Source organism: Aliinostoc sp. HNIBRCY26, assembly GCF_050235535.1.
Classification (GTDB): Bacteria; Cyanobacteriota; Cyanobacteriia; order Cyanobacteriales; family Nostocaceae; genus Trichormus.
Genome location: NZ_CP189852.1, coordinates 1356626 through 1379837, shown reverse-complemented (window position 1 = coordinate 1379837; position 23212 = coordinate 1356626). Strand labels below are relative to the sequence as shown.

At 41.5% G+C, this 23212-nt stretch carries 23 protein-coding genes; 16 read left to right on the top strand and 7 right to left on the bottom strand.

Annotated features, from left to right (window positions below; all coding sequences use genetic code 11):
- Nucleotides 1-124: 124 nt before the first annotated feature.
- Entirely contained in the window at nucleotides 125-1609 is a 1485-nt protein-coding gene (locus ACQFX9_RS05830) for a site-2 protease family protein (protein WP_427161117.1), read from the bottom strand.
- Nucleotides 1610-1748: 139 nt separating this feature from the next.
- Here ACQFX9_RS05830 and ACQFX9_RS05825 point away from each other — a divergent pair, with 139 nt between their 5' ends.
- Nucleotides 1749-2414, top strand: coding sequence for an MBL fold metallo-hydrolase (locus ACQFX9_RS05825; RefSeq protein ID WP_427161116.1), 666 nt, complete (start codon nucleotides 1749-1751; stop codon nucleotides 2412-2414).
- A 300-nt stretch (nucleotides 2415-2714) separates the two neighbouring features.
- On the opposite strand, the gene ctpA is transcribed toward ACQFX9_RS05825, so the two are convergent.
- A complete protein-coding gene (gene ctpA / locus ACQFX9_RS05820) occupies nucleotides 2715-3968 on the bottom strand; it encodes a carboxyl-terminal processing protease CtpA (RefSeq protein WP_427161115.1) in 1254 nt (417 codons plus the stop codon).
- 368 nt (nucleotides 3969-4336) lie between these two features.
- Here ctpA and petB point away from each other — a divergent pair, with 368 nt between their 5' ends.
- The 6 genes from petB (at nucleotide 4337) to ACQFX9_RS05790 (ending at nucleotide 8599) form a co-directional block, all read left to right on the top strand.
- Nucleotides 4337-4984, top strand: a complete 648-nt coding sequence (gene petB, locus ACQFX9_RS05815; RefSeq protein ID WP_103139183.1) for a cytochrome b6 — start codon at nucleotides 4337-4339, stop codon at nucleotides 4982-4984.
- A gap of 231 nt (nucleotides 4985-5215) precedes the next feature.
- Nucleotides 5216-5698 (top strand): cytochrome b6-f complex subunit IV, encoded by a 483-nt coding sequence (gene petD, locus ACQFX9_RS05810; protein WP_427161114.1) that lies wholly within the window; start codon nucleotides 5216-5218, stop codon nucleotides 5696-5698.
- A 251-nt stretch (nucleotides 5699-5949) separates the two neighbouring features.
- On the top strand, nucleotides 5950-6411 hold the full coding sequence (locus tag ACQFX9_RS05805) for an ATP-binding protein (RefSeq protein ID WP_427161113.1): 462 nt from the start codon (nucleotides 5950-5952) through the stop codon (nucleotides 6409-6411).
- A gap of 438 nt (nucleotides 6412-6849) precedes the next feature.
- The gene (locus ACQFX9_RS05800) at nucleotides 6850-7998 is read left to right on the top strand and encodes a glycosyltransferase family 4 protein (protein WP_427161112.1); all 1149 of its coding nucleotides are present in this window, start codon (nucleotides 6850-6852) and stop codon (nucleotides 7996-7998) included.
- A complete protein-coding gene (locus tag ACQFX9_RS05795; protein ID WP_427161111.1) occupies nucleotides 7995-8135 on the top strand; it encodes a hypothetical protein in 141 nt (46 codons plus the stop codon). Before ACQFX9_RS05800 ends, ACQFX9_RS05795 begins: the two co-directional genes overlap by 4 nt.
- Before the next feature lie 92 nt (nucleotides 8136-8227).
- Nucleotides 8228-8599 (top strand): hypothetical protein, encoded by a 372-nt coding sequence (locus ACQFX9_RS05790; protein WP_103139187.1) that lies wholly within the window; start codon nucleotides 8228-8230, stop codon nucleotides 8597-8599.
- 46 nt (nucleotides 8600-8645) lie between these two features.
- Here the strand turns inward: ACQFX9_RS05790 and ACQFX9_RS05785 are convergent, their stop codons facing one another.
- Nucleotides 8646-9389 (bottom strand): DsbA family protein, encoded by a 744-nt coding sequence (locus tag ACQFX9_RS05785; protein WP_427161110.1) that lies wholly within the window; start codon nucleotides 9387-9389, stop codon nucleotides 8646-8648.
- Between the two features lie 172 nt (nucleotides 9390-9561).
- Complete coding sequence (locus tag ACQFX9_RS05780) at nucleotides 9562-10347, bottom strand: RNA polymerase sigma factor SigF (RefSeq protein WP_103139189.1); 786 nt, start codon at nucleotides 10345-10347, stop codon at nucleotides 9562-9564.
- 498 nt (nucleotides 10348-10845) lie between these two features.
- Between ACQFX9_RS05780 and ACQFX9_RS05775 the strand changes: the two genes are divergently transcribed.
- From ACQFX9_RS05775 to ACQFX9_RS05740, 8 genes are all read left to right on the top strand, one after another.
- On the top strand, nucleotides 10846-11571 hold the full coding sequence (locus tag ACQFX9_RS05775; RefSeq protein WP_427161109.1) for a Bax inhibitor-1/YccA family protein: 726 nt from the start codon (nucleotides 10846-10848) through the stop codon (nucleotides 11569-11571).
- A 281-nt stretch (nucleotides 11572-11852) separates the two neighbouring features.
- The gene (locus ACQFX9_RS05770; RefSeq protein WP_427161108.1) at nucleotides 11853-12830 is read left to right on the top strand and encodes a PCRF domain-containing protein; all 978 of its coding nucleotides are present in this window, start codon (nucleotides 11853-11855) and stop codon (nucleotides 12828-12830) included.
- A gap of 104 nt (nucleotides 12831-12934) precedes the next feature.
- Nucleotides 12935-14051 (top strand): peptide chain release factor 2 gene (prfB, locus tag ACQFX9_RS05765; protein ID WP_427161106.1). Its coding sequence is split into 2 segments (ribosomal slippage): nucleotides 12935-13006 and nucleotides 13008-14051, totalling 1116 coding nucleotides; the frame shifts between segments, so codons are not numbered across the junction.
- Between the two features lie 280 nt (nucleotides 14052-14331).
- Complete coding sequence (locus tag ACQFX9_RS05760) at nucleotides 14332-14487, top strand: DUF3285 domain-containing protein (RefSeq protein ID WP_236140836.1); 156 nt, start codon at nucleotides 14332-14334, stop codon at nucleotides 14485-14487.
- Between the two features lie 317 nt (nucleotides 14488-14804).
- On the top strand, nucleotides 14805-15332 hold the full coding sequence (gene ybeY, locus ACQFX9_RS05755) for an rRNA maturation RNase YbeY (protein ID WP_427162804.1): 528 nt from the start codon (nucleotides 14805-14807) through the stop codon (nucleotides 15330-15332).
- A 139-nt stretch (nucleotides 15333-15471) separates the two neighbouring features.
- On the top strand, nucleotides 15472-15927 hold the full coding sequence (locus tag ACQFX9_RS05750) for a diacylglycerol kinase family protein (protein WP_427161105.1): 456 nt from the start codon (nucleotides 15472-15474) through the stop codon (nucleotides 15925-15927).
- 154 nt (nucleotides 15928-16081) lie between these two features.
- Nucleotides 16082-16681 (top strand): anthranilate synthase component II, encoded by a 600-nt coding sequence (locus tag ACQFX9_RS05745; protein WP_427161104.1) that lies wholly within the window; start codon nucleotides 16082-16084, stop codon nucleotides 16679-16681.
- The gene (locus ACQFX9_RS05740; protein ID WP_427161103.1) at nucleotides 16681-17448 is read left to right on the top strand and encodes an MBL fold metallo-hydrolase; all 768 of its coding nucleotides are present in this window, start codon (nucleotides 16681-16683) and stop codon (nucleotides 17446-17448) included. Before ACQFX9_RS05745 ends, ACQFX9_RS05740 begins: the two co-directional genes overlap by 1 nt.
- 197 nt (nucleotides 17449-17645) lie before the next feature.
- On the opposite strand, the gene bchM is transcribed toward ACQFX9_RS05740, so the two are convergent.
- Nucleotides 17646-18338, bottom strand: coding sequence for a magnesium protoporphyrin IX methyltransferase (gene bchM / locus ACQFX9_RS05735; protein WP_427161102.1), 693 nt, complete (start codon nucleotides 18336-18338; stop codon nucleotides 17646-17648).
- Nucleotides 18339-18973: 635 nt separating this feature from the next.
- Between bchM and ACQFX9_RS05730 the strand changes: the two genes are divergently transcribed.
- Nucleotides 18974-21055 carry a cation:proton antiporter gene (locus ACQFX9_RS05730; RefSeq protein WP_427161101.1) on the top strand — a complete coding sequence of 694 codons (2082 nt, stop codon included), beginning with the start codon at nucleotides 18974-18976 and terminating at the stop codon, nucleotides 21053-21055.
- Between the two features lies 1 nt (nucleotide 21056).
- Here ACQFX9_RS05730 and ACQFX9_RS05725 read toward each other — a convergent pair whose 3' ends face one another.
- Nucleotides 21057-21569 carry a hypothetical protein gene (locus ACQFX9_RS05725; protein ID WP_427161100.1) on the bottom strand — a complete coding sequence of 171 codons (513 nt, stop codon included), beginning with the start codon at nucleotides 21567-21569 and terminating at the stop codon, nucleotides 21057-21059.
- A 373-nt stretch (nucleotides 21570-21942) separates the two neighbouring features.
- Nucleotides 21943-23100, bottom strand: coding sequence for an N-acetylglucosamine-6-phosphate deacetylase (nagA, locus tag ACQFX9_RS05720; protein WP_427161099.1), 1158 nt, complete (start codon nucleotides 23098-23100; stop codon nucleotides 21943-21945).
- Nucleotides 23101-23212: the final 112 nt, after the last annotated feature.

The following is a 23212-nucleotide window of genomic DNA, read 5'->3' as shown; positions in this document are numbered from 1 at the left end:
GACAGGGGAAGCAGGGGAAGAAATATCGAATTAAACAGTTAATCAGTTAAAACCCGCCTTCTCCCTGCCCTCTGCCCATTTCAACTACAAATATTGACACCATTCTACTTCATCCTTTGTGCTGCTAAATTCCTAACAAATTGGCGATCGCCTGGGGCATGGGTAGTATAATTACCACCAATAAAGCCATTGCCAATAAACCGAGAATGTCACGTTTGTTATCTAGTTCGGTGACATCATTTAAAGCAGGTTCATCAATTAACGGGATAAACAAAAGAATAATTGCCCAGACAAAAAATTCTGGTTGCACTAAGGACAGCATGAGTAATAACAAACGGGCAATTTGACCAATTAACATGGCTGTGCGTTGTCCGAACATAGCATGGACAATATGACCGCCATCAAGCTGTCCCACGGGCATTAAATTCAAAGCTGTAACGATTAACCCTAGAAAACCCGCCACTGCTACAGGATGTAAATCAATAGCCGATTTTGCCGTTAATGCACCGCCTAGAGCGATTTTAGCGAGTATTGCTATAAGAATAGAGTATTTTGGGTTGAGGGCATCGGGGTTCAAAATACTGGTTTTGTCATCCAAAGGCACAATATCTGAGTGTGCTAAACCCCAAATCACTAAAGGCAATGTCGCAATAAAACCCGCCAGTGGCCCAGCAATACTGACATCAAATAAAGCCTTGCGGTTGGGAATGGGACTCTTCATTTGAATAAATGCCCCAAAAGTTCCCAAGAAAAAAGGCATCGGTATAAAGTAAGGCAGTGTAGAGCGAATTTTGTAGAATCTAGCAGTTAGATAATGTCCTAATTCGTGGATACCCAAAATAGTCATCAGGGCTAAGGCATAGGGTAATCCTTGTAAAAAAAGCAGGGGGTTTGATGATAGAGTTTTAGGACTAACATCAGCAATGGTCAGACCCACCCATGAGGTAGTGACTAAAGTAGCTAAAACTAGCAACAATGCTAATCCAGGTCTGGTTAATTGTTCTTGCTTGTTAGTGTTTCCGGCTCTTGCGGCTTGCGTATTAGGAACTAACACAAAGAAAGGTTTACCATTAAAACCTTCTTGAAAGATAATCAAAAAGCGATCGCCAAATTGTGCTTCGATATTGGCTCTAATCTGCTGATAGGCTTGAATAGGCGTTGTTCTCAACTGACCACGACAGATAATTGCTTGGGGTCTATACTCAATGTTCTGAATGTAGTAAATAGACCAGGGAAAGCAATTTCTGAGTTGGGTTTCTTCCGTAGGTTCAATGGGACGCACAGGTGCTTGTTCTGCGGTAGGATGGATAGCCGATTGTGATTCTGGGGTTTGGGTTGTGGTTTGGGTTTGTTGATCCCTTGGTGGTTGCCGTCCCCACTGAAACAACAGCCAGTATAACAAAAGGCAGATGATTGCCGGCCAGATAATCAGTGATGGTGGTGGAGGTTGTTTGACCCCATACACCAAAGTCCAGCCACTTAATAATAATGCAGGTGTCATTAATACCAACCATAACAACCAAATTGGTGTGCGGGTGATATTGACGACACTACGTTGCACCATGAGATAAGTAGCTAATCCCAGTAGGAAGAGAAACCAAAATGTCATTTGCTTTTCATTAATTGAGAAAAAACAGCCTGCTAACAGAAGGCAACAGTAAAAGTACAAAAGTAAAAAGAAAGAACTTTTATTGTCTCAGCTTTTTACCTGTTGAATTTAACTTAGTCCCTACTCCCCACATTTGCTCATGTCCCCCGTACCTCAACCACCAAGTCCTACAACTAAATCCCCAAGGTTTGTCCTAGACAATATTTTTGCCTTTCCACCAAATCGGGACACACTAGGGGGAACATCTTATTTAATTGTAGGAAATGAAGGCAATATCCTCATAGATTGCCCATCATTAGACGAAGTAAGTCAAGATTTTTTGCGATCGCACGGTGGTGTGAAATGGTTATGTATTACCCATCGAGGTGCTATCGGCAAAACTTCAGACATTCAGCAGCATTTTGGTTGTGAGGTCATCATTCAAGAGCAAGAAGCTTATTTACTACCAGGATTAACAGTCACTACTTTTACTCAAGAACTAACCTTAGATGCTACAACCCAATTAATTTGGACACCAGGACACTCCCCTGGTTCATCTTGCCTCTACTATAACAACTATGGAGGCGTGCTGTTTTCCGGTCGTCACCTAGTTCCTAACCTGCAAGGTGAACCAGTGCCAATGCGAACCTCAAAAACCTTTCATTGGCGAAGACAAATTAACAGCCTGCAAAAACTTATACAAATCTTTACACCAGAAACACTCCAGTACATCTGTCCTGGAGGCAACACCGGATTCTTACGGGGACAAAGAATTATAGACCAAGCTTACCAACGCTTAACCGCAATTGATTTATCAGCGTTTTAGGGCGTGGGGCATTGGGCATTGGGCATGGGGCATGGGGCATGGGGCATTGGGCATTGGGCATAGTTTGTTTTTCTACTCATAGCTTGAAAGTGCTGTTAGCGGTAGCGCAGCGTTTAGCCAGTGCTGAGAGTGAGAAAATCAATTCTACCTTGTCTACCTTCCATTCCCCATTCCCTATTCCCTATTCCCTATTCCCTATTCCCCATTCCCTATTCCCCATTCCCCATTCCCCATTCCCTATTCCCTATTCCCTATTCCCTATTCCCCATTCCCCATTCCCTATCCCCCATTCCCCATTCCCTATCCTCTTGCCTCTACACCCGCTACCACAGCACTTTTACTCAACATCTCCACAGCTGCTTGATATTGCAAATCAACTGGAGAGCCGATTTGATCGCGGTTGATGGGCGGTTGGGATATGACTTGATCTGGTTTAATGCCTAATTTATTAATGTCTCGATGATTAGGAGTTTCATATTTGGCAATAGTAACGGCCAGACCAGAACCATCGGAAAGTTCAAATAAAGATTGAATTAAACCTTTGCCAAATGTAGTTTCACCCACTAATGTGGCACGATGATTATCTTGCAGTGCGCCGGCTAAAATTTCGCTGGCACTGGCTGTCCCCTGATTGACTAAAATAACTAAAGGATCTTTAGTTAAGGCCGGGCCAAAGGCATCAAAACTGCCCTGAATACCTTGGCGGTTGACGGTGTAAACGATAGTGCCTGCATCTAACCACAATCGGGCAATTTCAATGCCTGCTTGTAGTAAACCGCCGGGATTATTGCGTAAATCTAAAATGTAGGCATCTGCGCCTTTTTTTTCTAGACTAGTAATGGCGTGCGTTAACTCTGTAGAAGCGTTGGCATTGAACTGTGTCAGGCGTAAATAGCCGATAGACTTACCTTGAGGGGATGAGCGTAATTCAGCTACAACGGGATTAAGAGCTATGCGATCGCGCACAATTCTAACTTCCCTCTCGCCATCGCCTTCTCGCTCAATTAACAGTGTGACCAAACTACCAATTGGGCCGCGCATTCTGGCGGCGGCTTCGTCTAGAGTTAAATTGTCTGTGGAAGTCCCTTCAATTTTGAGGATGCGATCGCGGGGTCTAATTCCCGCCTTATCGGCTGGTGAACCCTCAATAGGAGATACCACCTCTAGTCTGCCAGTTTCGGGGTTAAGGGCAATTTGTAAGCCCACTCCAGTCAATTCTCCCGAAGTATTGACCTGCAAACTCCGGTACTGCTCAGGATCTAAAAACCTTGTAAAAGGATCATCAAGAGACTTGAGCATATTCTGAATGGCTACATAAGCAGCTTTTTGGTCTTTGAAAGGCTTCTCAAGTGCCTTCTGCCGCACAGCTGACCAGTTTTGATGATTAAACGTATCATCCAAATAAGCATGATTGACAATGCGCCAAACTTCTGAAACTAATTTCTGTTCCTCCGTCAATGCGTCGGCTGGTTGGATGAGTGTGCTGAACACCAAACCACAAGCCACCAAAAAAGCAAATCCCAACCGAAAAAACTGTTTGTGCATGAACCCCATCTTCAAATTTCACCTCAACCCAAAATGCCTAGTAGAATTACCCAGTTGACTCTTCGTTGATGAAATCTATCTCTCGATTATGTTACTTTTTTTATAGAAGTGGTGCATTGTTCTCATCAAGTTGTTACAGGAACTATGCAAATAACCACCTCAACAAAAGATAAAATCTACTTTGTAACCATCATTATGGATGTTGGCTTGCAAAGGGAACGCAATATATTCCATATTTACAGAGTGTTAAGTTTCTCAACTTTTAGCACTCTCGCAGTGCAGAAGTAAACGAACAAAATCCTCTTAAAAGAAAATCCCAAAACTGCTAATTGGGAGATTGAATCAACCGCAACCGATTTTTAGGAACTTGAGATTGTATGGCCAACGTTTACGACTGGTTTGAGGAACGCCTGGAAATTCAGGCCCTCGCTGATGATGTCACCAGCAAGTACGTCCCTCCCCACGTCAATATCTTTTACTGTCTAGGTGGCATTACCCTGGTTTGCTTCTTAATCCAGTTCGCCACAGGCTTTGCCATGACGTTCTACTACAAGCCAACAGTGGCCGAAGCTTACTCCTCAGTACAGTACATCATGAATGAGGTGAATTTCGGTTGGCTCATCCGTTCCATCCATCGCTGGTCTGCCAGCATGATGGTGCTGATGATGATTCTGCACGTCTTCCGGGTGTATCTGACAGGTGGTTTCAAAAAGCCCCGCGAATTAACCTGGGTAAGCGGTGTCATTCTAGCTGTGATCACCGTTTCCTTCGGCGTTACAGGCTACTCCCTACCTTGGGATCAAGTTGGTTACTGGGCGGTGAAAATTGTTAGTGGTGTACCAGAAGCAATCCCTGTAGTCGGCGTACTCATCTCCGACTTGCTGCGTGGTGGTTCTAGTGTTGGTCAAGCAACCTTGACACGCTACTACAGCGCACATACCTTTGTATTGCCCTGGTTAATTGCGGTCTTCATGCTGTTCCACTTCTTGATGATCCGTAAACAAGGTATTTCCGGCCCCTTGTAATGCTACTAGCCACAAAGTCGATAGACAACAACACTCTCCACTGGCAAAACAACATAATCCATTTACTAGTGATTTAAAGTTTCCTTAAAGGTGAGTGTTTGTGATGCACACTTGAGGTAGGCTACCCAACAACACAACAGACAGGCTAGTTTACTAAAAGTTAGTCTAGAGACTAAATGGCTTAACCTCAAAGCTTGAACTGAAATTTTCGCAGGAGAGCGCATTCTTCCTATGTCGATACAAAAAAAACCCGATCTGAGCGATCCTAATTTAAGAGCCAAACTTGCCAAAGGCATGGGTCACAACTATTATGGTGAACCTGCTTGGCCTAATGACCTACTGTATGTATTCCCAGTAGTAATCATGGGTTCATTCGCTTGTGTTGTAGCTCTAGCTGTATTAGACCCTGCTATGACAGGCGAACCAGCTAATCCCTTCGCGACACCACTGGAAATTTTACCAGAGTGGTACTTGTACCCTGTATTCCAAATTTTGCGATCGCTTCCTAACAAATTGTTAGGAGTGCTAGCAATGGCTGCTGTACCCCTGGGACTGATTCTCATCCCCTTCATTGAGAGCGTCAACAAATTCCAAAACCCCTTCCGCCGTCCAGTCGCAACCACAGTTTTCTTGTTTGGAACTTTGGTTACTCTCTGGTTAGGTATTGGTGCTGCGTTACCCTTAGACAAATCCCTCACCTTGGGACTGTTCTAAGCTGAAACTGTCAGGCAACAAAACTCTTTGACGCTTGTAGTTTTCAATAGTGCATAACTAAAGTTATGATGTCTGATGACAAGTCGCCCTTGAGGTGACTACGACAAAATAGTCGTTCATTTCTCTGGTGTATGTACTATTGAAAACAAGTCACAAGCGTCAATTTTAATGAATGATTTCAGAACCTGAAATAGATTGAAGCACTCTAGACTACGAATATTCTCCTACATATTAAATTCGAGCCACGGTCAATGCTTGGCACTATGCAGCAAGACCATCTAAAAGTAAAAAGCGAACTCAAACTCCTAAACCAAGTTCAACAGTGGTTTGAGGACTTTTGTCTCAAACATCTGTTTCAACTAGGTTGGTCAGAAACTCAACTTTATCGCCTCAACTTGGCTTTAGCCGAGGGCTTTACCAATGCAGTTCGTCACGCCCATCACACTTTACCGCCCGATACAACCATAGAGATTGCAGTCAGTCTATGGATTGACAAATTAGAAATCAGAATTTGGGATTATGGTAAACCCTTTAATCCAGACGCGATCGCAGAACCAGCACCAGGTACTTTACAAGTAGGAGGTTATGGTTGGTTCTTGCTGCGTCGTCTGACAGATAGTGTTGTCTATGAACGCAGTGATGATGGCAGAAATTGTCTAGTGATACTTAAATATCTCAAAGATCCTTTGGAAACAAGCAGCAATTTACGGTAAATTGACTGTGGTTTCATACTGTCAATTTGTCCGTAATTATGTGTTAAATAATATATTAGTTTATAGTAAATTTCACTTATTTGACCCTACAAGGAGTCTGTTATAATTGGCGGTTGATTATCCTTCATATGTGAACCGACATATGAATGTTTCGATGTCTTAGGATAGACAGAATTTCTTCCAGCTACTTTTTAAGTCAAAAGTATTATTTTATACAATCAAGCAATAATGACTTGAAGTTGATTTTCAAGTCATCACTCATACCAATTTTGGATTAAAGGCTTAGATTCTTAGCCCATTCCAGAATCTCGAAACAACACTACCTATCCCAAGTCGGTATCACTCCCTGAGTGAGAATTCAAACTTCTCAGTCAAGTGAAAAGAGAGTGCAGACTGATGACTAGTGATTAATGACTAATGACTAATGACTAATAACTAATGACTAAGAACTTGAATTTGGGTGACAGTACCAATCAACAAGCAAACCATGTTTTCGTGTTCCTAGAAATTTTTGCACGAGAAGGTGGAATCCAATCCTACGTCAAAGACATTTTCCGTGCCTATTTAGGTTTAGACGCAGGTTATCAAGCCGAAGTATTTTTATTGAGAGATAATCCTGATAGTTTGAATCCGTTTGAGTGCGATCGCCTCAGATTTAATTACTTCCAGAATAAATCTCCTCAAATGGGTAGAATCACAATGGCTGGGGCATTATTCAAGTATTTATTGCAAAAACGTCCCCAAAGAGTTTTTTGTGGTCATATCAGATTAGCTGTACTCATTCAAACTCTCTGTCAACCACTAGGAATTCCTTACACCATCCTTACCTATGGTAAAGAAGTCTGGCACCCACTCGCCAAACGGGAACAACGGGCTTTAGCCGTAGCAAAAGACGTTTGGACGATTAGCCGCTACAGTCGTGATCAAGCCTGTGCGGCTAATAGGATAGAGCCTCACAAAGTGAAAATGTTGCCCTGTGCCATAGATGGTGATCAATTTACCCCTGGTGCAAAGTCAGCAGAATTATTAATTAAGTACGGTTTAGCAGATAGCAAAGTAATTATGACCGTAGCGCGATTGTGGTCAGGAGATATCTACAAAGGTGTAGATGTAACAATTCGCGCCCTACCGAAAATATTACAAGCTTTCCCAGATGTCAAATATTTAGTTATTGGTCGCGGTGATGACCAACCGAGATTAGCACAATTGGCACAAGATTTAGGAGTCAGCGATCGCGTAGTCTTCGCTGGTTTCGTCCCTACAGAACAATTAATTGCCCACTATCACCTTGCTGATGCTTATATCATGCCTTCACAAGAAGGTTTTGGCATAGTTTATCTAGAGGCGATGGCTTGCGGTATACCAGTATTATCTGGTGACAATGATGGGTCTGCTGACCCCCTCCAAGATGGAAAAGTAGGTTGGCAAGTCCCTCACCGCGACCCCGAAGCCGTAGCCGCAGCTTGTATAGAAATTCTCCAAGGAGAAGATCAGCGTTGTCATGGACAATGGTTAAGAGAACAAGCGATCGCTAATTTTGGTCAAGCTGCCCTACAACGGCAACTTTTATCTCTATTAGAATCTTGAGTGGTTGGGGATTGGGGATTGGGGACTGGGGACTGGGGACTGGGGACTGGGGACAAGGTAGACAAGGTAGACAAGGTAGACAAGGTAGACAAGGTAGACAAGGTAGCAGGGAAAAACTAATGACTAATGACTATTGACTAATGACTAATGACTATTGACTATTGACTATTGACTAATGACTCCCACCAAACTCGTTATCCTAGATAAAGAGCATAGATAGTATTTAAAAATGCGGCTTAACAATTCTCAACTAAATCTTTTGAATCTTCGTCCCTTGCTAACAGTGTTAGCAGTTACTTGGTTGCTGGCTTCTTTGGGTTTGGGTTGGTTAGTAAATTCTTTAGTTATTCTCTTTGGATTGCTATTGCTTGCACCTGTGGTGGCGTTTTTTGGCTTGCGTTGGTGGCTGGAACGCAATCTAGTAACGGATCAATGTCCTGTCTGTGGATATGAATTTGCTGGCTTAAACAATAGTCAAACCCAGTGTCCTAACTGTGGAGAGGGACTGACAGTCAACAAAGGACATTTTCAACGCTTTGCGCCGGAAGGGACAATTGATGTCTCAGCCGTGGAAATACCTTCTCAGCAATTAGAAGATTAATGGTCTGGGATTTTAGATTGAACGTCAAGCTAAAATCCCCTCCCCTCTAGTTAGCAGCAGCCAATTGACTCTCAATCTCTGATACTTGGATTGCACCAGAGTAATTTTGACCATTCATCACAAAAAATGGTGTGCCAGGAATACCTAATGTTTTGGCTAGTTGTATATCCTGCTTGATATCAGCATCAGCAAGTAGGCGATCGCGGTTAAACTTATCCATATCTAGATTCAGTTTTTTGGCGACATCTATATATAAACTCTCACCTAGTTGTTTTTGATTGGTAAACAGCTGATCATGATACTGCCAAAACATACCTTGTTGATTTGCTGCCCAAGCGGCTTTTGCTGCTGGTATAGCTTCAGGATGAGAAGGCAAGGGTAAATGTTTGTAAACTAAAGTGACATCCTGTTGATGCTTAGATAACAAATCCCGCAATTTTTGATGCGCCTCAGCACAATAAGGGCATTGAAAGTCCGAAAATTCTATCAATACGGTTTTTGTGTCTATCGTTCCCGTTTTTGGAGAATTGGCAATTATCGCTTGTGGATTTACTTTTAAATCCTGTAAAAACACCTGTCGTGATTGATCAACCTGCTGCTGCTGCTGTTGTTGATATCCTTGGACAGATTCAATGATTGCCTCTGGGTGTTTACGGAGAACTTCCAAAATTTGCTGTTCTAGTTGAGGGCTGGGATAAATGGCTGCTTGTGCAGGAAATGACCAGCCCAAAACTAGACAAAACCAGCTAATTACAAAGTAAATGCTTAGATAACCAAATAATTTAGGCATAGCAGAATACTAGAGATATAAACATTTCCCTAGTATTCCCTAGAATTAGAAATAATACCAAGTTTGTAATTCTTAATGAAGAGATGCGGAGAACAGATGATTTAGACGGTAAAAAGGTACTCACACAAAAGACGCTATTCTTTTTACTTCCTGGACTCCGAAGCCAGCACTCTTAAGAACCTGTAGCGACTGCTTGCGGTTGCAAATAAACAATTAAATCTTGAATGCCTTTTTGCAAGTATCGGGTAACTGTCATGGGGCTAGTACCAATACTTTTAGCTGCATCCTTGCGAGAAAGTTCTTTCAGGAATACCATTTCCACTGCTTGACGGGGCTTGTCGTCTAACATATTGATTGCCCCTTGCAATTGTTGCCTTTCTTCGTTTTGTTGTTGCAAAGCTGTAGAACGGGGACAAGGAAGTGCTTCACCCAAGGTGATTTGGCAATCAACATAATGAACTGCTGTCGCATCTAAACTCAATGGCATCCGATTTTGGGCTGCTAACTTAGTTTCTTGCCATTCTTGCACAGATACTTTGAGTTCTTTAGCAATTTCTGTATCTTTGGGCGGACGACCTAAAGAGATTGCTAATTCTTTGCGGACTTTTTGCCCTTCATTGTATAATTCTTGCCAACGACGGGGAATTTTTAACAGGGTACTGCGATCGCGCAAGAAATGCAGCATTTCACCGCGAATATACGGAACAGCAAAGGAACTAAAAGCATATCCCTGGCTGGGATCAAAACGCTCAATCGCCCTAATTAAACCAAAATAACCTATTTGTTCTAAATCTTCATAAGGTTCATTACATTGATGACTAAATTTATGAGCCATCTTTCTGACTAATCCAGTATGTAACTGTACCAGTTGATTACGAAGTTTAATAGAAGGATTTTGGTGGTATAAGTGTAATAACTCCATACCATCAATTTGCATAGAGGACTCACTTGCAGCCATATAAAAGTTCCTTTGTTGTAACTCCTTTTTTGGCAAAATGGAGTTGCGTATCTCTTTAAATCTGTAATTATTTTCCTCAGCTGACACTTATTAAGCCATCGTCGTTTCACTGAACTTATTGGCGGGACATCTCTCTTATTCAGTATTTCTACGCATGATTTTTATTGCCGTTTGCTGGCAGCTACTTATGTTTTTCTAATAGAAAATACTCTTTAGATAAAGTTTATTCTTCGCAACAAAACTAGCTATTTATCCTGAGATATGCTTAATTCATCTCTAGCTGCAAGTCTCAAGTTAGAATCCAAAACTTTCTAGACTGAAACTGAGTCTCAAAAGATAAATTTGATTAATATTCCAATTAAATTAGTTAATTACTTGAACTTTTATAACAAAACAGCAAAATCTATTATTGATGATTTGCTATCTAGCTAATAACAAGAAATCTTGCTAAAAATAAGAATAATGAGGAAGTTTTCTCAAAATACTTATTCTTGTCGTATGAGCAATACTAGCAATTTTCGCGAAGCTTTTCGTAATGCCCAGTCTCACGGCATAATCGGCCCTAATGTCATTGCCAATGCCCTACCCTATGTTGGTGCGGGTCTGATACTGACAGCCTTGGGAACTTACGGTGGTTTGGGTGTTATCCGTACTAACCCTGGAATATTCTTTCCCACTTTTATCGGTGCAGTCATTCTAGAGTTAATTCTGTTTTTTGTAGCCCAAAATGTCGCCGAAAAAGGTAAAAAAAGTCTGGCTTTGCCACTTTTAGCTACCTATAGTCTCTTATCGGGATATACCTTGAGTGGTTTAGTGTTTGTGGCCTTAAAAACCCCAGGTGTGGGGATTCCAGGTATTGGTTTCGCTGCCCTTGGTTGTGGTGTCACCTTTATAGTTGCCCGTCCTATTGGTTCAAATCTCTCAGAACAAGATGGCATAGCTTTAAATAAAACCATCTCTCTTGGCATTATCGCCTTGATTGTTGTCTGCTTAACTCAATTTGTCTTTTCCTTGTTTGGTGTTTACACACCCACTTGGTTAGAAATTGGCATCTCTGGTATTGGCGTATTTCTCTTTGCTGGGGCATCAGTTGTAGATTTCTACATCTTGCCCCGTACATACCGCAATGACCAATATCTACCTGCGGCTTTGTCGATGTATTTAACTTACATCAACTTGTTTATCTTCATTTTGCGCTTGCTAATCGCCCTCAACCGTCGTTAGGCAAATATCTTAAGTACAACAACTTAAATACTGATTAACCGTAGTAACAGCATGAGCAACTACGGTTTTTTTGTAGCTGTGAGACGTTGCAACTAGTTTTTGTAATACAATATGTATTAGTGTCTAGTCACAACTCGGCAAAGCTATGCTAGAACTTGCAGATATTAAAAGCAAAGTAGAAAGGTTATCGAAGATTTTAGGCAAAGCTGAAGACTGTCTTTGACTACAGGTATTTAAATTCTATCAACTACAGGCTATACCCACTGATTGCTCAAGCCAACGTGGAATACACTTCTACTACCTTTCAAACATTTCAAGAAATTCAGTGGAGAATATCTAAAAATCTGAAACAGAAGCAGCAGTGGTACTCTAAATTAGAAGACATCCAAGCTGCTCTAGAATTACTAAAATCATCCGTAGATCAACATCTGCTATTAGAGGCACAAACTAACCTAGCCCAACTCCAGCAAGAGCTTGAGCAAGAAATGATAGTAAATTTACTATCTGATCCTTGTGACCAACACGGAGCATATTTGACTATTGCTGCTGGAGTGAGTGACCCAGAAACAGATGCTTGGGCTAACGCTTTACTTCGGATTTACTACCTTTGGGCAACAACTCATTTGTACAAAGTATCTCTATTTGATACTGCCAAAAGTGATATTACTAAAGTTAAATACATCTTACAAATTCAAGGACGTTATGTTTATGGATACTTGAAGTCAGAGCAAGGAATTCATACAAGAATAGTGCGGATATCTCCTAAAAATGGACAAGGTAAACGACTTACTTGCTCAAACATTATAGAAGTAAGTCCAATTTTGCCTAAAGAGACTGAATTTGAAATCCCAGAACATCATTTAGAAATTCTTCTGCCTTGTAACTATGGCAATATTAACCGCCCAAAAACGTGGGTGCAAGTAGTTCATACTTCAACTGGTGTTGTGGTCTTTTGTGACCATGAACGCAGTCAAATAGAAAACAAAAAGCAAGCCCTAGCTATACTTAAGAGTAAACTAGTGGCGATCGCACTAGCACAAGGTGTCAAATCAATTGCCGATATTCAACCTGGGCAAATCAAATCTCTATCCAGCCAGATCATTCGTGAATATGTCTTACATCCCTACACCAAAGTGAAAGATTTACGTACTAAAGTCGAAACAACAAATGTTCAAGACGTATTAAACGGCAATATTGATTTTTTGATCAAAGCCTATCTGCAACAGCAAAGTTACATGACTGCTGAAAAATCATCGTGAGTGGTGCAAGAATTTCACCAATTACAGCTAAAATCAGAAAGTCAAATACAATAAATAGCAATCTCGCAAAATTTATTCGCAGCGATTTATTTCAAGCTAGCAAAATGGACGTATTAGAACTCAAACGCGAAATCGAAATGTTGTCTAGTCGCCTGGGTAAGACCCAGGACTATCTTTGACGTACCTGCACTGACAGCAAAAATTCAAGATTTAGAACAAATAGCGGCACAGCCAGAATTTTGGGATGATCAAAACACTGCCCAAAAAACACTGCAAGAACTCAACGATCTGAAAGCCCATCTAGAACAGTATCATCAGTGGCACGCCAGTTTGGAAGATACGAAAGCCGTAGTTGAGCTTTTGGAATTGGAAACCGACGCAGGACTTTTACAAGAAGCTGACTCTACCATTACCAAGCTAAATCGTGAACTTGACCAATGGGAATTACAGCAGTTGTTGTCTGGCCCCTATGATGCCGAAGGGGCAGTATTAACTATAAATGCTGGAGCTGGTGGTACTGATGCTCAAGACTGGGCATTTATGCTGCTGAGAATGTATACCCGTTGGGCGGAAGCGCATGGTTATAAGGTAACTTTGGCGGAAGAGTCAGAAGGTGACGAAGCAGGGATTAAATCAGCCACCTTAGAAATCACCGGTCGTTACGCCTACGGTTATTTGCGTTCGGAAACAGGTACACATCGCCTGGTGCGAATTTCACCTTTTAACGCCAATGGGAAACGCCAAACCAGTTTTGCTGGGGTGGAAGTAATGCCACAAATAGATGATTCTGTAAAGTTGGACATTCCTGAAAAGGATTTAGAAATCACTACATCCCGTTCTGGCGGTAAAGGTGGGCAGAACGTCAACAAAGTGGAAACAGCAGTGAGGGTAGTTCACTTACCTACGGGGTTGGCTGTGCGTTGCACAGAAGAACGTTCTCAGTTGCAAAACAAAGAGAAAGCCTTAGCGCGCCTGAAAGCCAAGTTGCTAGTAATTGCCCAAGAACAACGCGCCCAAGAAATTGCCGATATTCGGGGCGATATGGTGGAAGCTTCTTGGGGAAACCAAATCCGTAACTATGTCTTTCATCCTTACCAGATGGTAAAGGATTTGCGTACCAATGCAGAAACAACTGCGATCGCTGACATAATGAACGGCGACCTTGATATGTTCATCCAAGCCTATCTGCGTCAGGAGAATCAACTGGTGGAGTCGGTTTAATTGGGGACTGGGGACTGGGGATTGGGGATTGGGGATTGGGGACTGGGGACTGGGGACTGGGGAGACAAGGTAGACAAGGAGAGGGAAACAAGAAAGGTGCAATTTACTCCAATGCCCAATACTCAAAATTCTTTAATTTTGAATTTTGAATTTTGAATTTTGAATTGATTAGCCCTATGCCCCATTCCCCATACCCTGAGTAGAAGACACTTGATCAATTTGGCAATATAAATTCTAGGAAACTGTTACATTTATATATAAAAGAACTTGTTATTTAATTATGAGTAACTCACCTTCAACAGAACCTCAACCCAGCTACGTCAAGTTGGCTATGCGAAATATGGTGCGAAAAGGTGGTACTTCATTGAAGCATTTCCTTCTAACTACAGTGGGATTGTTAGCCGTTTTTGTAGGCTTGGCTTACCTAACTCGCTAAATACTTAGCTACTGAGTGCTGAGTGCTGGGTGCTGTTAGCGGTAGCGCGGCGTTTAGCCGGTGCTGAGTGAGTGGGGAGTAATGAGTAATGAGTAATGAGTGAGTGCTAAGAGAGAAATAAATACTCCCTTGTCCCCCTTGTCTCCTTTCCCAATCCCCAATCCCCAGTCCCCAGTCCCCAGTCCCCAGTCCCCATTCAATTCGGAGTGACTTTTCTGCTAACCTCCGCGTTAAAATTTTTCTCTGCGATTTGCCACGATACTCGACTCTGTTAAACTTGAAATTCTTCGTAGTGGTCTAAGGAGATTGGGCAATTGGTGGAAGTTGAACTAGATGTACAGGATATTTTTTGTGAGTCTTCCTCTGAAGCGGCTCTTAAATCTTGTTACCTAGAAAACCAAATTACACCTGACACTTGGGAAAAGTGGTTTCATTGCTGGTTAGAAATTTTGCAACCTCATCTTCCAGCAGCGTCTAGTTATGAAATTAGCCTGCGATTAACTGATGATACTGAAGTTAAAGAACTCAACAGCCAGTATCGTCACCAAAATAAAGCTACAGATGTCCTCTCTTTTGCAGCCTTAGAGGTGGATTTTCCATATGTGGCGGAAATGTCTCTTGCACCTTTGTATTTAGGAGATATAGTTGTTTCAGTAAATACGGCACAACTTCAAGCCCAACAACAGGAACATAGTTTATCTACTGAGTTGGCTTGGTTGGTGGCTCATGGTTTACTTCACTTATTAGGCTGGGATCATCCTGATGAGGAAAGTTTAATGCAAATGCTCAAACAACAGGTAACTTTACTAGAGTCTGTTGGTATTGATATAAGCATAGAATATTAAATACTTATGTGTTTATGGATTTTAAATTTAGACCATCCTTTTATAATACTTCTGTGAAAAGCTGCATTAAAGTTTATAGCAATAGTAAAATCATCGCAGGTTCTCAGTAAATATACCGTACTGTACTAAATTTTAGCCTATGTCTCAGCAAATCTCACCGCCACCAACACAAAATCCATTATTTACCGTAGTCAAAAAAGAACGGGAATTTTCTTGGCAAGTGGCTTCTAGTTTACTAGTGAGTTTTAAGTATGCGTGGGCTGGAATTAGTTACAGTTTTCAGACTCAACGCAATTTCCGTATTCATATAGCGGCTTGTACTTTGGCGATCGCCTTAAGTGTATTTTTACATTTATCTGCCGTGGAAATTGCCATTATTGGCATTACTAGTGGCTTAGTGTTGGCACTAGAGTTGTTAAACACGGCGATTGAGTCTTTAGTAGATTTAACCGTCAAGCAGACTTACCATGAATTAGCGAAAATCGCCAAGGATTGCGCGGCTGGTGCGGTGTTGGTGTCGGCTTTAGTGGCTGTGTTTGTCGCGGCTGTATTGTTATTACCGCCATTGTTCACTTTGGTGATTTCGGCTTTTTAGAGTGCTGAGTGCTGAGTAATGAGTAATGAGTAATGAGTAATGAGTGGTGAGTGGTGACGCTTACAGCACTTTTTTGCTGATGATGGGTTTACAATGGCGCAAATCTGGTGACAATTAACATGGTGAGAGTAGAACCCAGGAGCTATTACACACTGTGATTATAGTCATCGATAATTACGACAGTTTCACTTACAATTTAGTACAGTATCTCGGAGAACTGGCGGCTGAATTTCCCGTGGCCTCAGATATTCAGGTTTTCCGTAATGATAAGATATCTTTAGACGAAATTCAGCAGTTCAAACCCGATGCGATCGTGATTTCTCCTGGGCCTGGTCGTCCAGAAGATGCGGGAATATCCTTAGATTTAATTAAAGAGTTAGGCTCTAATTTACCTATCCTGGGTGTTTGCTTAGGACATCAAAGTATTGGTCAGGTCTTTGGTGGTAATATTGTCTCGGCTCCAGAATTAATGCACGGTAAAACTTCTCAGGTAACTCATACTGGAGTAGGTGTTTTCCAGGGGTTAGAAAATCCGATGATTGCCACCAGGTATCATAGTCTGGTGATTGAACGGGAAACTTGTCCAGAAGTTTTAGAAATCACCGCCTGGGTAGAAGATGGCACAATCATGGGAGTGAGACACCGGAACTATCCTCACATTCAAGGTGTCCAATTTCATCCAGAGAGTGTTCTGACATCTTCAGGCAAACAATTACTCAGAAATTTTCTCCAACAGTTACAAGAGAATCATTAATGAAACGACGAAATTTTATTGGCTATGCTGGGACAGGATTATCCACAGCTATATTTTCTACTTTAGTTTCCCATGTTGAAGCTAATGCCCAATCTAGTGGGGTTTCTGTACAGTGGTTGGGTCACACCTGCTTTTTATTTACAGGTGGCGGGAAAAAAATCCTCGTTAATCCCTTCCGCACTGTCGGCTGTACTGCTAAATACCGTCCCCCAAGGGTGACAGCAGATTTGGTGTTAATCAGCAGTCAACTGCTAGATGAAGGTGCAGTCGATGGTTTACCTGGGAATCCCAAGTTAGTGTTTACACCAGGCGCGTATGAATTTCAGGGGATGAAGTTACAAGGAATTGCGATTGACCACGATCGCAAAGGTGGTAAACAATTTGGTATTAATACAGCCTGGAAGTGGACGCAAGGCGGAGTTAACATTCTACATCTAGGGGGAGCAGCCGCACCAATTTCCATTGAACAAAAAATTCTCATGGGACGGCCGGATGTATTGTTAATTCCCGTGGGTGGTAGTGATAAGGCGTATACTGCTGAAGAAGCAAAACAGGCGATCGCAGTTTTAAATCCCAAATTGGTCATTCCTACCCACTACCGCACACAAGCTGCTGATCCTCAAACCTGCAACATCACACCAGTAGACGACTTTTTAACCTTGATGCAAGGTACACCCGTGCGTCGTAGTAGTAGCGACACCACTAATATTAAATCTGGAGATTTGTCTGATAGTACAGCAATTCAGGTATTAACTTACAAATTTTGATTCCGTATTCATGGGAATGGGGCATGGGGCTAATCAATTCAAAATTCAAAATTCAAAATTCAAAATTAAAGAATTTTGAGTATTGGGCATTGAAGTAAATTGCACCTTTCTTGTTTCCCTCTCCTTGTCTACCTTGTCTCCCCAGTCCCCAGTCCCCAGTCCCCAATCCCCAATCCCCAATCCCCAATCCCCAACCCCTATTCCCCACTCTTAGTGGCTTCTAAGATACGGGAGAAGTAAAAACGAGTCTTGGTAAAAGCTTTTCTTTGGATAGTAAAGCCGTTGCTTTCTAGAATTTTGATGACATCAGTTTCACGGTGGAGATAGGCGCGGGTGGTTTTACTGGGGCCTGGAAAGAAACTACCGATTTTTTTGAGTAAAGCTAAGGCACAGGTTTTTGGCGCAAAACTGAGAATAATTCTTGACTCAGATAAAGAACAGAGGTGAGAAATCATCTCATCGGCTTTATCTTGGGGGTAGTGAATCAAAACATCTAAACAGATGACGGTGTGATAACTACCACTCAAAGATTCTAGATCCTGAACGGCAAATGTGGGATTTTCAGCAGTTCCCAAGGCTGCTAAGGCTCTTTGTTTGCCTTCTTCTACCATTTTCTCGGAAATATCGCTGGCGTAAACCTTCGCACCTGCTGTAGCTAGGGGAATGCTGAGACTACCCACGCCGCATCCAGCATCGCAGATTGACAATTCTGCTAAATTACCATCATCTTTGAGCCAGCCGATGACGGTATCCACGGTTTTTTGGTGGCCATTGCGGATATCTAGCTGGACTTTGTTAACTTCACCATCGCCATAAATCCGTCTCCATCTGTCAAACCCTGTGGAGTTGAAATACTCACGAACAATAGTTTTATCGTCGGCTGCGTTCATAAACTTCGATTTTTAAGGCTTCCCGATTCTTAAAATTATCATTGATAGCCAACATTCAGAACACTCTTCCAGATTTTTCTGGAATTATGTCTGGTGCAGCATTACGATGAGGCGGAAATAAGGCTACGATTACTAATCGGCTGTTTGGTCAATTGTGTGGGTCAATACAGTTTTGTGAGGTTATGGGAGGTAAATGTCTGGTGTAGGCATGATGAATTGCGTTGATACATCGTGATTGAGACTGTATTTTCTCTGGGTTTAGATGTGAGAAATTTTTAATGGCGATCGCCCCTGTAAAATCTCATCAATACTAAATTTCTTAGCATAAATATAGATTTTTCTATATTTGAATAAAATTATTCTAAAGGTGCAATAATAGCCTACGGCATAAACACCATATAGGAGTTGATATCCAGAAAATATAGTTTATCCCATCAAAATTGTTTATAGAGTAATTATATTTGATTTCTGCGAAGCTAGGTACACCTCTGTTACTTCTTTTCCTGTTCCCTGTTTCCTACCTACGCAAATAATTTCAATAATCAAGTCGGATTCCTATAGATAGCCAATTTATCAAGTATCGCCAAGAATGCTTTCTTAGTTATATTTTAACCTTTAAATAATAATCACAATATATGGGTTCTAATTTACTAGTTGACACTCCTATTATTGCTTTTACGATTCTTTTAGCAGTAATTTTCACTGTTCCGCCGATATTTGAACGCTTGAAATTACCTGGATTAGTCGGACTTCTGTTAGCAGGGGTAATTTTAGGACAAAGTGGTTTAAAGCTTTTAAATCCCGATTCTGACACTGTGAAATTACTCTCGGATATCGGCAAAATTTATTTAATGTTTGTCGCTGGTTTGGAAGTTGATATTGAGCAGTTTCGTAGGACAAAAAATCGGTCGATGGGATTTGGCTTCCTGACTTTTATAGTGCCAATGCTTGCCGGAATTCTAGTTGGGCGCATCTTTAATTTTAGCTGGAATAGCTCTGTTTTAATAGGTTCTTTACTGGCTTCTCACACTCTTTTGGCATATCCCATTGTTAGCCGTCTAGGAGTAGTAATGAATGAAGCTGTCACAGTAACAATTGGTGCCACAATTTTTACTGATACAGGTGCTTTACTAGTTCTGGCTATTTGCGTAGGGATTCACAGTGGTGATTTTACAACGTTAAGTCTCTTAACTTTACTAGGTGGATTGACAATTTACTCGATTACGGTGCTGTTTGGTTTTGATTGGTTGGGTAAGGAATTTTTTCGGCGTTCTGGAGACGAGCAAAGCAATCAATTTTTGTTCATTTTACTAGCATTATTTTTAGCTTCCGTAGGCGCGCAAGTTATTGGCGTAGAGAAGATTGTAGGCGCGTTTCTCGCAGGTTTGGCTGTTAATGATGTTTTGGGACGTAGCCCTGTTAAAGAGAAGGTTGAATTTATTGGTAGTGCCTTATTTATTCCCTGCTTTTTTGTGGATATGGGATTATTGATTAATATCCCAGCCTTTATCAAAACTCTTTCTTCCTTTTGGTTAACTTTGTTAATTGTCGTAGCTTTAATTGGGAGTAAATTTTTAGCTGCATTGTTCGCTAAATTAATTTACCGCTACAACAATGCAGAACTGATTACCATGTGGTCTTTATCATTACCACAGGTAGCAGCTACATTAGCAGCTACATTAGTAGCCTATCAAAGTATAAATGCGGCAGGGCAAAGGTTAGTTGATGAAGGTGTTTTAAATAGTGTTATTGTCTTGATGCTAGTCACATCAATTATCGGGCCAATTATTACTGCTAAATCTGCAACTTTCTTACAATTGCCTCAAACAGAATTAGACACAGATAGTCTGGCTATGTGGTGGGGAAATGCTGAAGAACAACTATTAGAGGAAAATCATTATCCTTTTACAGTTTTAGTACCAATATATAATCCTCAAACCCAGCGATATCTTATAGAAATGGCGGCAATTTTAGCTCATCACGAAACTGGGCGGATTGTCCCATTAGCTATTGCTAAATCTCATGTGCATATGGATGACCCCCAGTTGGGAATAGCACTAGAACAAAGTCAACAAAGACTGAGATTAGCTAAAGATATCGGTCAAGAATTTAGCGTGGAAGTACAATCTGCTATTCGCATTGATGATGATGTGGCTTTAGGAATCAGCCGCGCTAGTCGAGAACAAAATGCTAGTTTAGTGGTGATGGGTTGGTCTAGAACTACGGGTTTACGCGCCAGATTATTTGGTAGCGTCATTGATAGTGTTTTCTGGTCTTCTCATTGTCCGGTAGCGGTAACACGCTTGTTAAATAACCCTCGTACCATCCGCAAAATTCTAGTTCCTGTCGGTGACTTAAGGCCGCAAACTGTGGGTGCTTTGAGGCTGGCTCAAATTATGGCTGACAGTAATCAAGGTGAGGTGGTATTACTGCACGTTTGTGGTTTGAGTACACCAGCACCGCTATTAGAAAAATTTGCGACTCAGTTATCTGAGATTATTGTTAATAGTCAAGTGCGGGCGCGAACAGAAATTAAGATAGTTCGAGATGATGATGTTGCTCAAGCAATCATCAAAGAAGCAGCAACTTTTGATTTGGCAATTTTACGTGCTGTTCGTTATCGAACCACAGGTGGATTTGCTGTCAGTGAAGTCACAACTCAAGTTATTAATGAGTTAAATTGCTCAATTGTTCTATTGGGTGCGCCTCATTCATAAACTACTGACTGGCTTTTTCCTTTAATTGTTCTGTTTGTAATTTGATGGAATACGTATTTCCCCGAAAGCTTAATTTACAATCTGTTGATGGTGTGTCTGGTGTGGTGTGGGAGTCATTGCCATCAGCGCAAACTGAGTAAATACCCCCCCTGTAGTGTAGTTTATGAGTAATTGGTGATGTTTTGACTTCATCAGATTTATGATGGTTGTCAGCGTGATATATCGCACCACGATAAATTAATTTATCTTCTGGTTCATTCTGCAATATGGGTGTTTGTGATTCTTCGGTCTCTATAGAAACACGACTGTTAATGTAGTATTCGTAACTTGTACTGATAACTACAGGAATCAATAGTAAAAGTAGGAATTGCCAGGGAGCTAGGATTAAGATGGCAATTAAGCTGAGAATCGCAAATATACCTACTAAATATGCAATTTCTCTGTGATTGTTTTTTAACAAAAAACAAGCAGACATTAAACCAGCACACAACAAAATCAAAAAGTAGAGTGCCATTTTTACTTAACTTTTTCTACTAAAGAAGTTGATTAATAACACCAAATTGGGATAGGTAGTATTGTTTCGAGATTCTGAAACAGTCTAAGAATATAGGCTTTTAATCCAAAATCCAAAACTTGTACTGAGCTTGTCGAAGTATCCAAAATCCAAAATTGGTATAACCCTGATGTCACACCAATTCACAATACCCTTATGAGAAGGCTTGCGCCTGCAAAATTAAAAATTCAAAAAGTGATACTCTGCAAAACTTTTGGCGTTTGCATCTTGATCAAATTTTTTGTGAATTGGTATCAATTGCTGGGAAAGTATCGTTTATTCTAACGCTAATTAAGATGTAAAGTTAAAAGCTATTGCTAAAGAAATGTAAAAATTAATGCAATATTCGCATAACTTGAAGTTCTTTAGTGGTCTGATTGTGATGCCAACGTAAGCAATTAGCGGCTTGCTTAGGGGAAATTCCGGGTAAATCGATCGCCTTTCGGGGTGCATCGGTGGCGAGGGCGATCGCTGTTTCTATGTCACAAATTCCCCATTTGACTAAGTTCTGCACTCCCACTAATAAGGGGACAGTCGTCCCTGATAATGTGCCGTCTGGTAGTCTTGCAGTGCCATTTTTTACCTCTATCTCCCGACTATCCCAGGGATAAATGCCGCCGGGTAGTCCCAGAGGTGACAGTGCATCACTAACTAAAAATAAGCCTGGGCAAGCACGGAGAAGAATTTTTAACATTGTGGGTGTAATATGTTGCCCATCAGCAATAAACCCACACATAACACCAGGGTGAGTCATCGCTGCACCTAATAACCCTGGTTCGCGGTGGTGGAGGGGTGGCATAGCGTTGAAAGCGTGAGTTACCATCGTCGCGCCTAGTTCAAAGGCTTGTTTTGCCTGCGCTTCTGTGGCTTGGGAATGTCCTAAGCTGACGGTGATACCCAAAGAACGCAAATAGGGGATGACTTCCCCTGTAGGATCTAACTCTGGTGCTAAGGTGATCACTTTCACAACATGGGCATAATCACCCAATACCCGCTTGACTTCATCGATAGTGAGGGGCAATAGATACTCGGCTGGGTGTGCGCCGCGCTTGTGATAGTTTAAAAATGGCCCTTCTAAGTGGACACCGAGAACTTGTGCTGTAGTTTGGGGAGTAGAAAGTAAATCTGCAATCACAGCCAGCGATCGCTGTATATTCTCTACAGAAGTAGTTACTAGTGTCGGTAAATAAGCATCAACTCCCTCATTCCAGAGAAATTGGGAAATTTTCGCCATTAAATGCGAATTTTCCGGTGCTAAATCGGGAAACGCCAAACCTAAAGCCCCGTTAATTTGTAAATCAACCCCTCCTAAAGAAATCCAATCTCCGGCTACGTCTAATATTTGCAAATCCAGTGGCGGAACTCGTTTAAATACCGTTTCCATTGGCAGAATTTGCTCAATTACGCCCTGAGAATTCACTAAAAGCATTTGCAAACTCTGATAACCGGGAATTCTAGCGTTGATAATGTCTATAGGTTGGGAATGGGGCATAGGGCATGGGGCAGTGGGAAAACTGTTGACTATTGACTATTGACCATTGACTAATGACTAATGACTAAATTATGAGATGATATTTGGACTTCACCTTCTGGTGTGGCTAAAT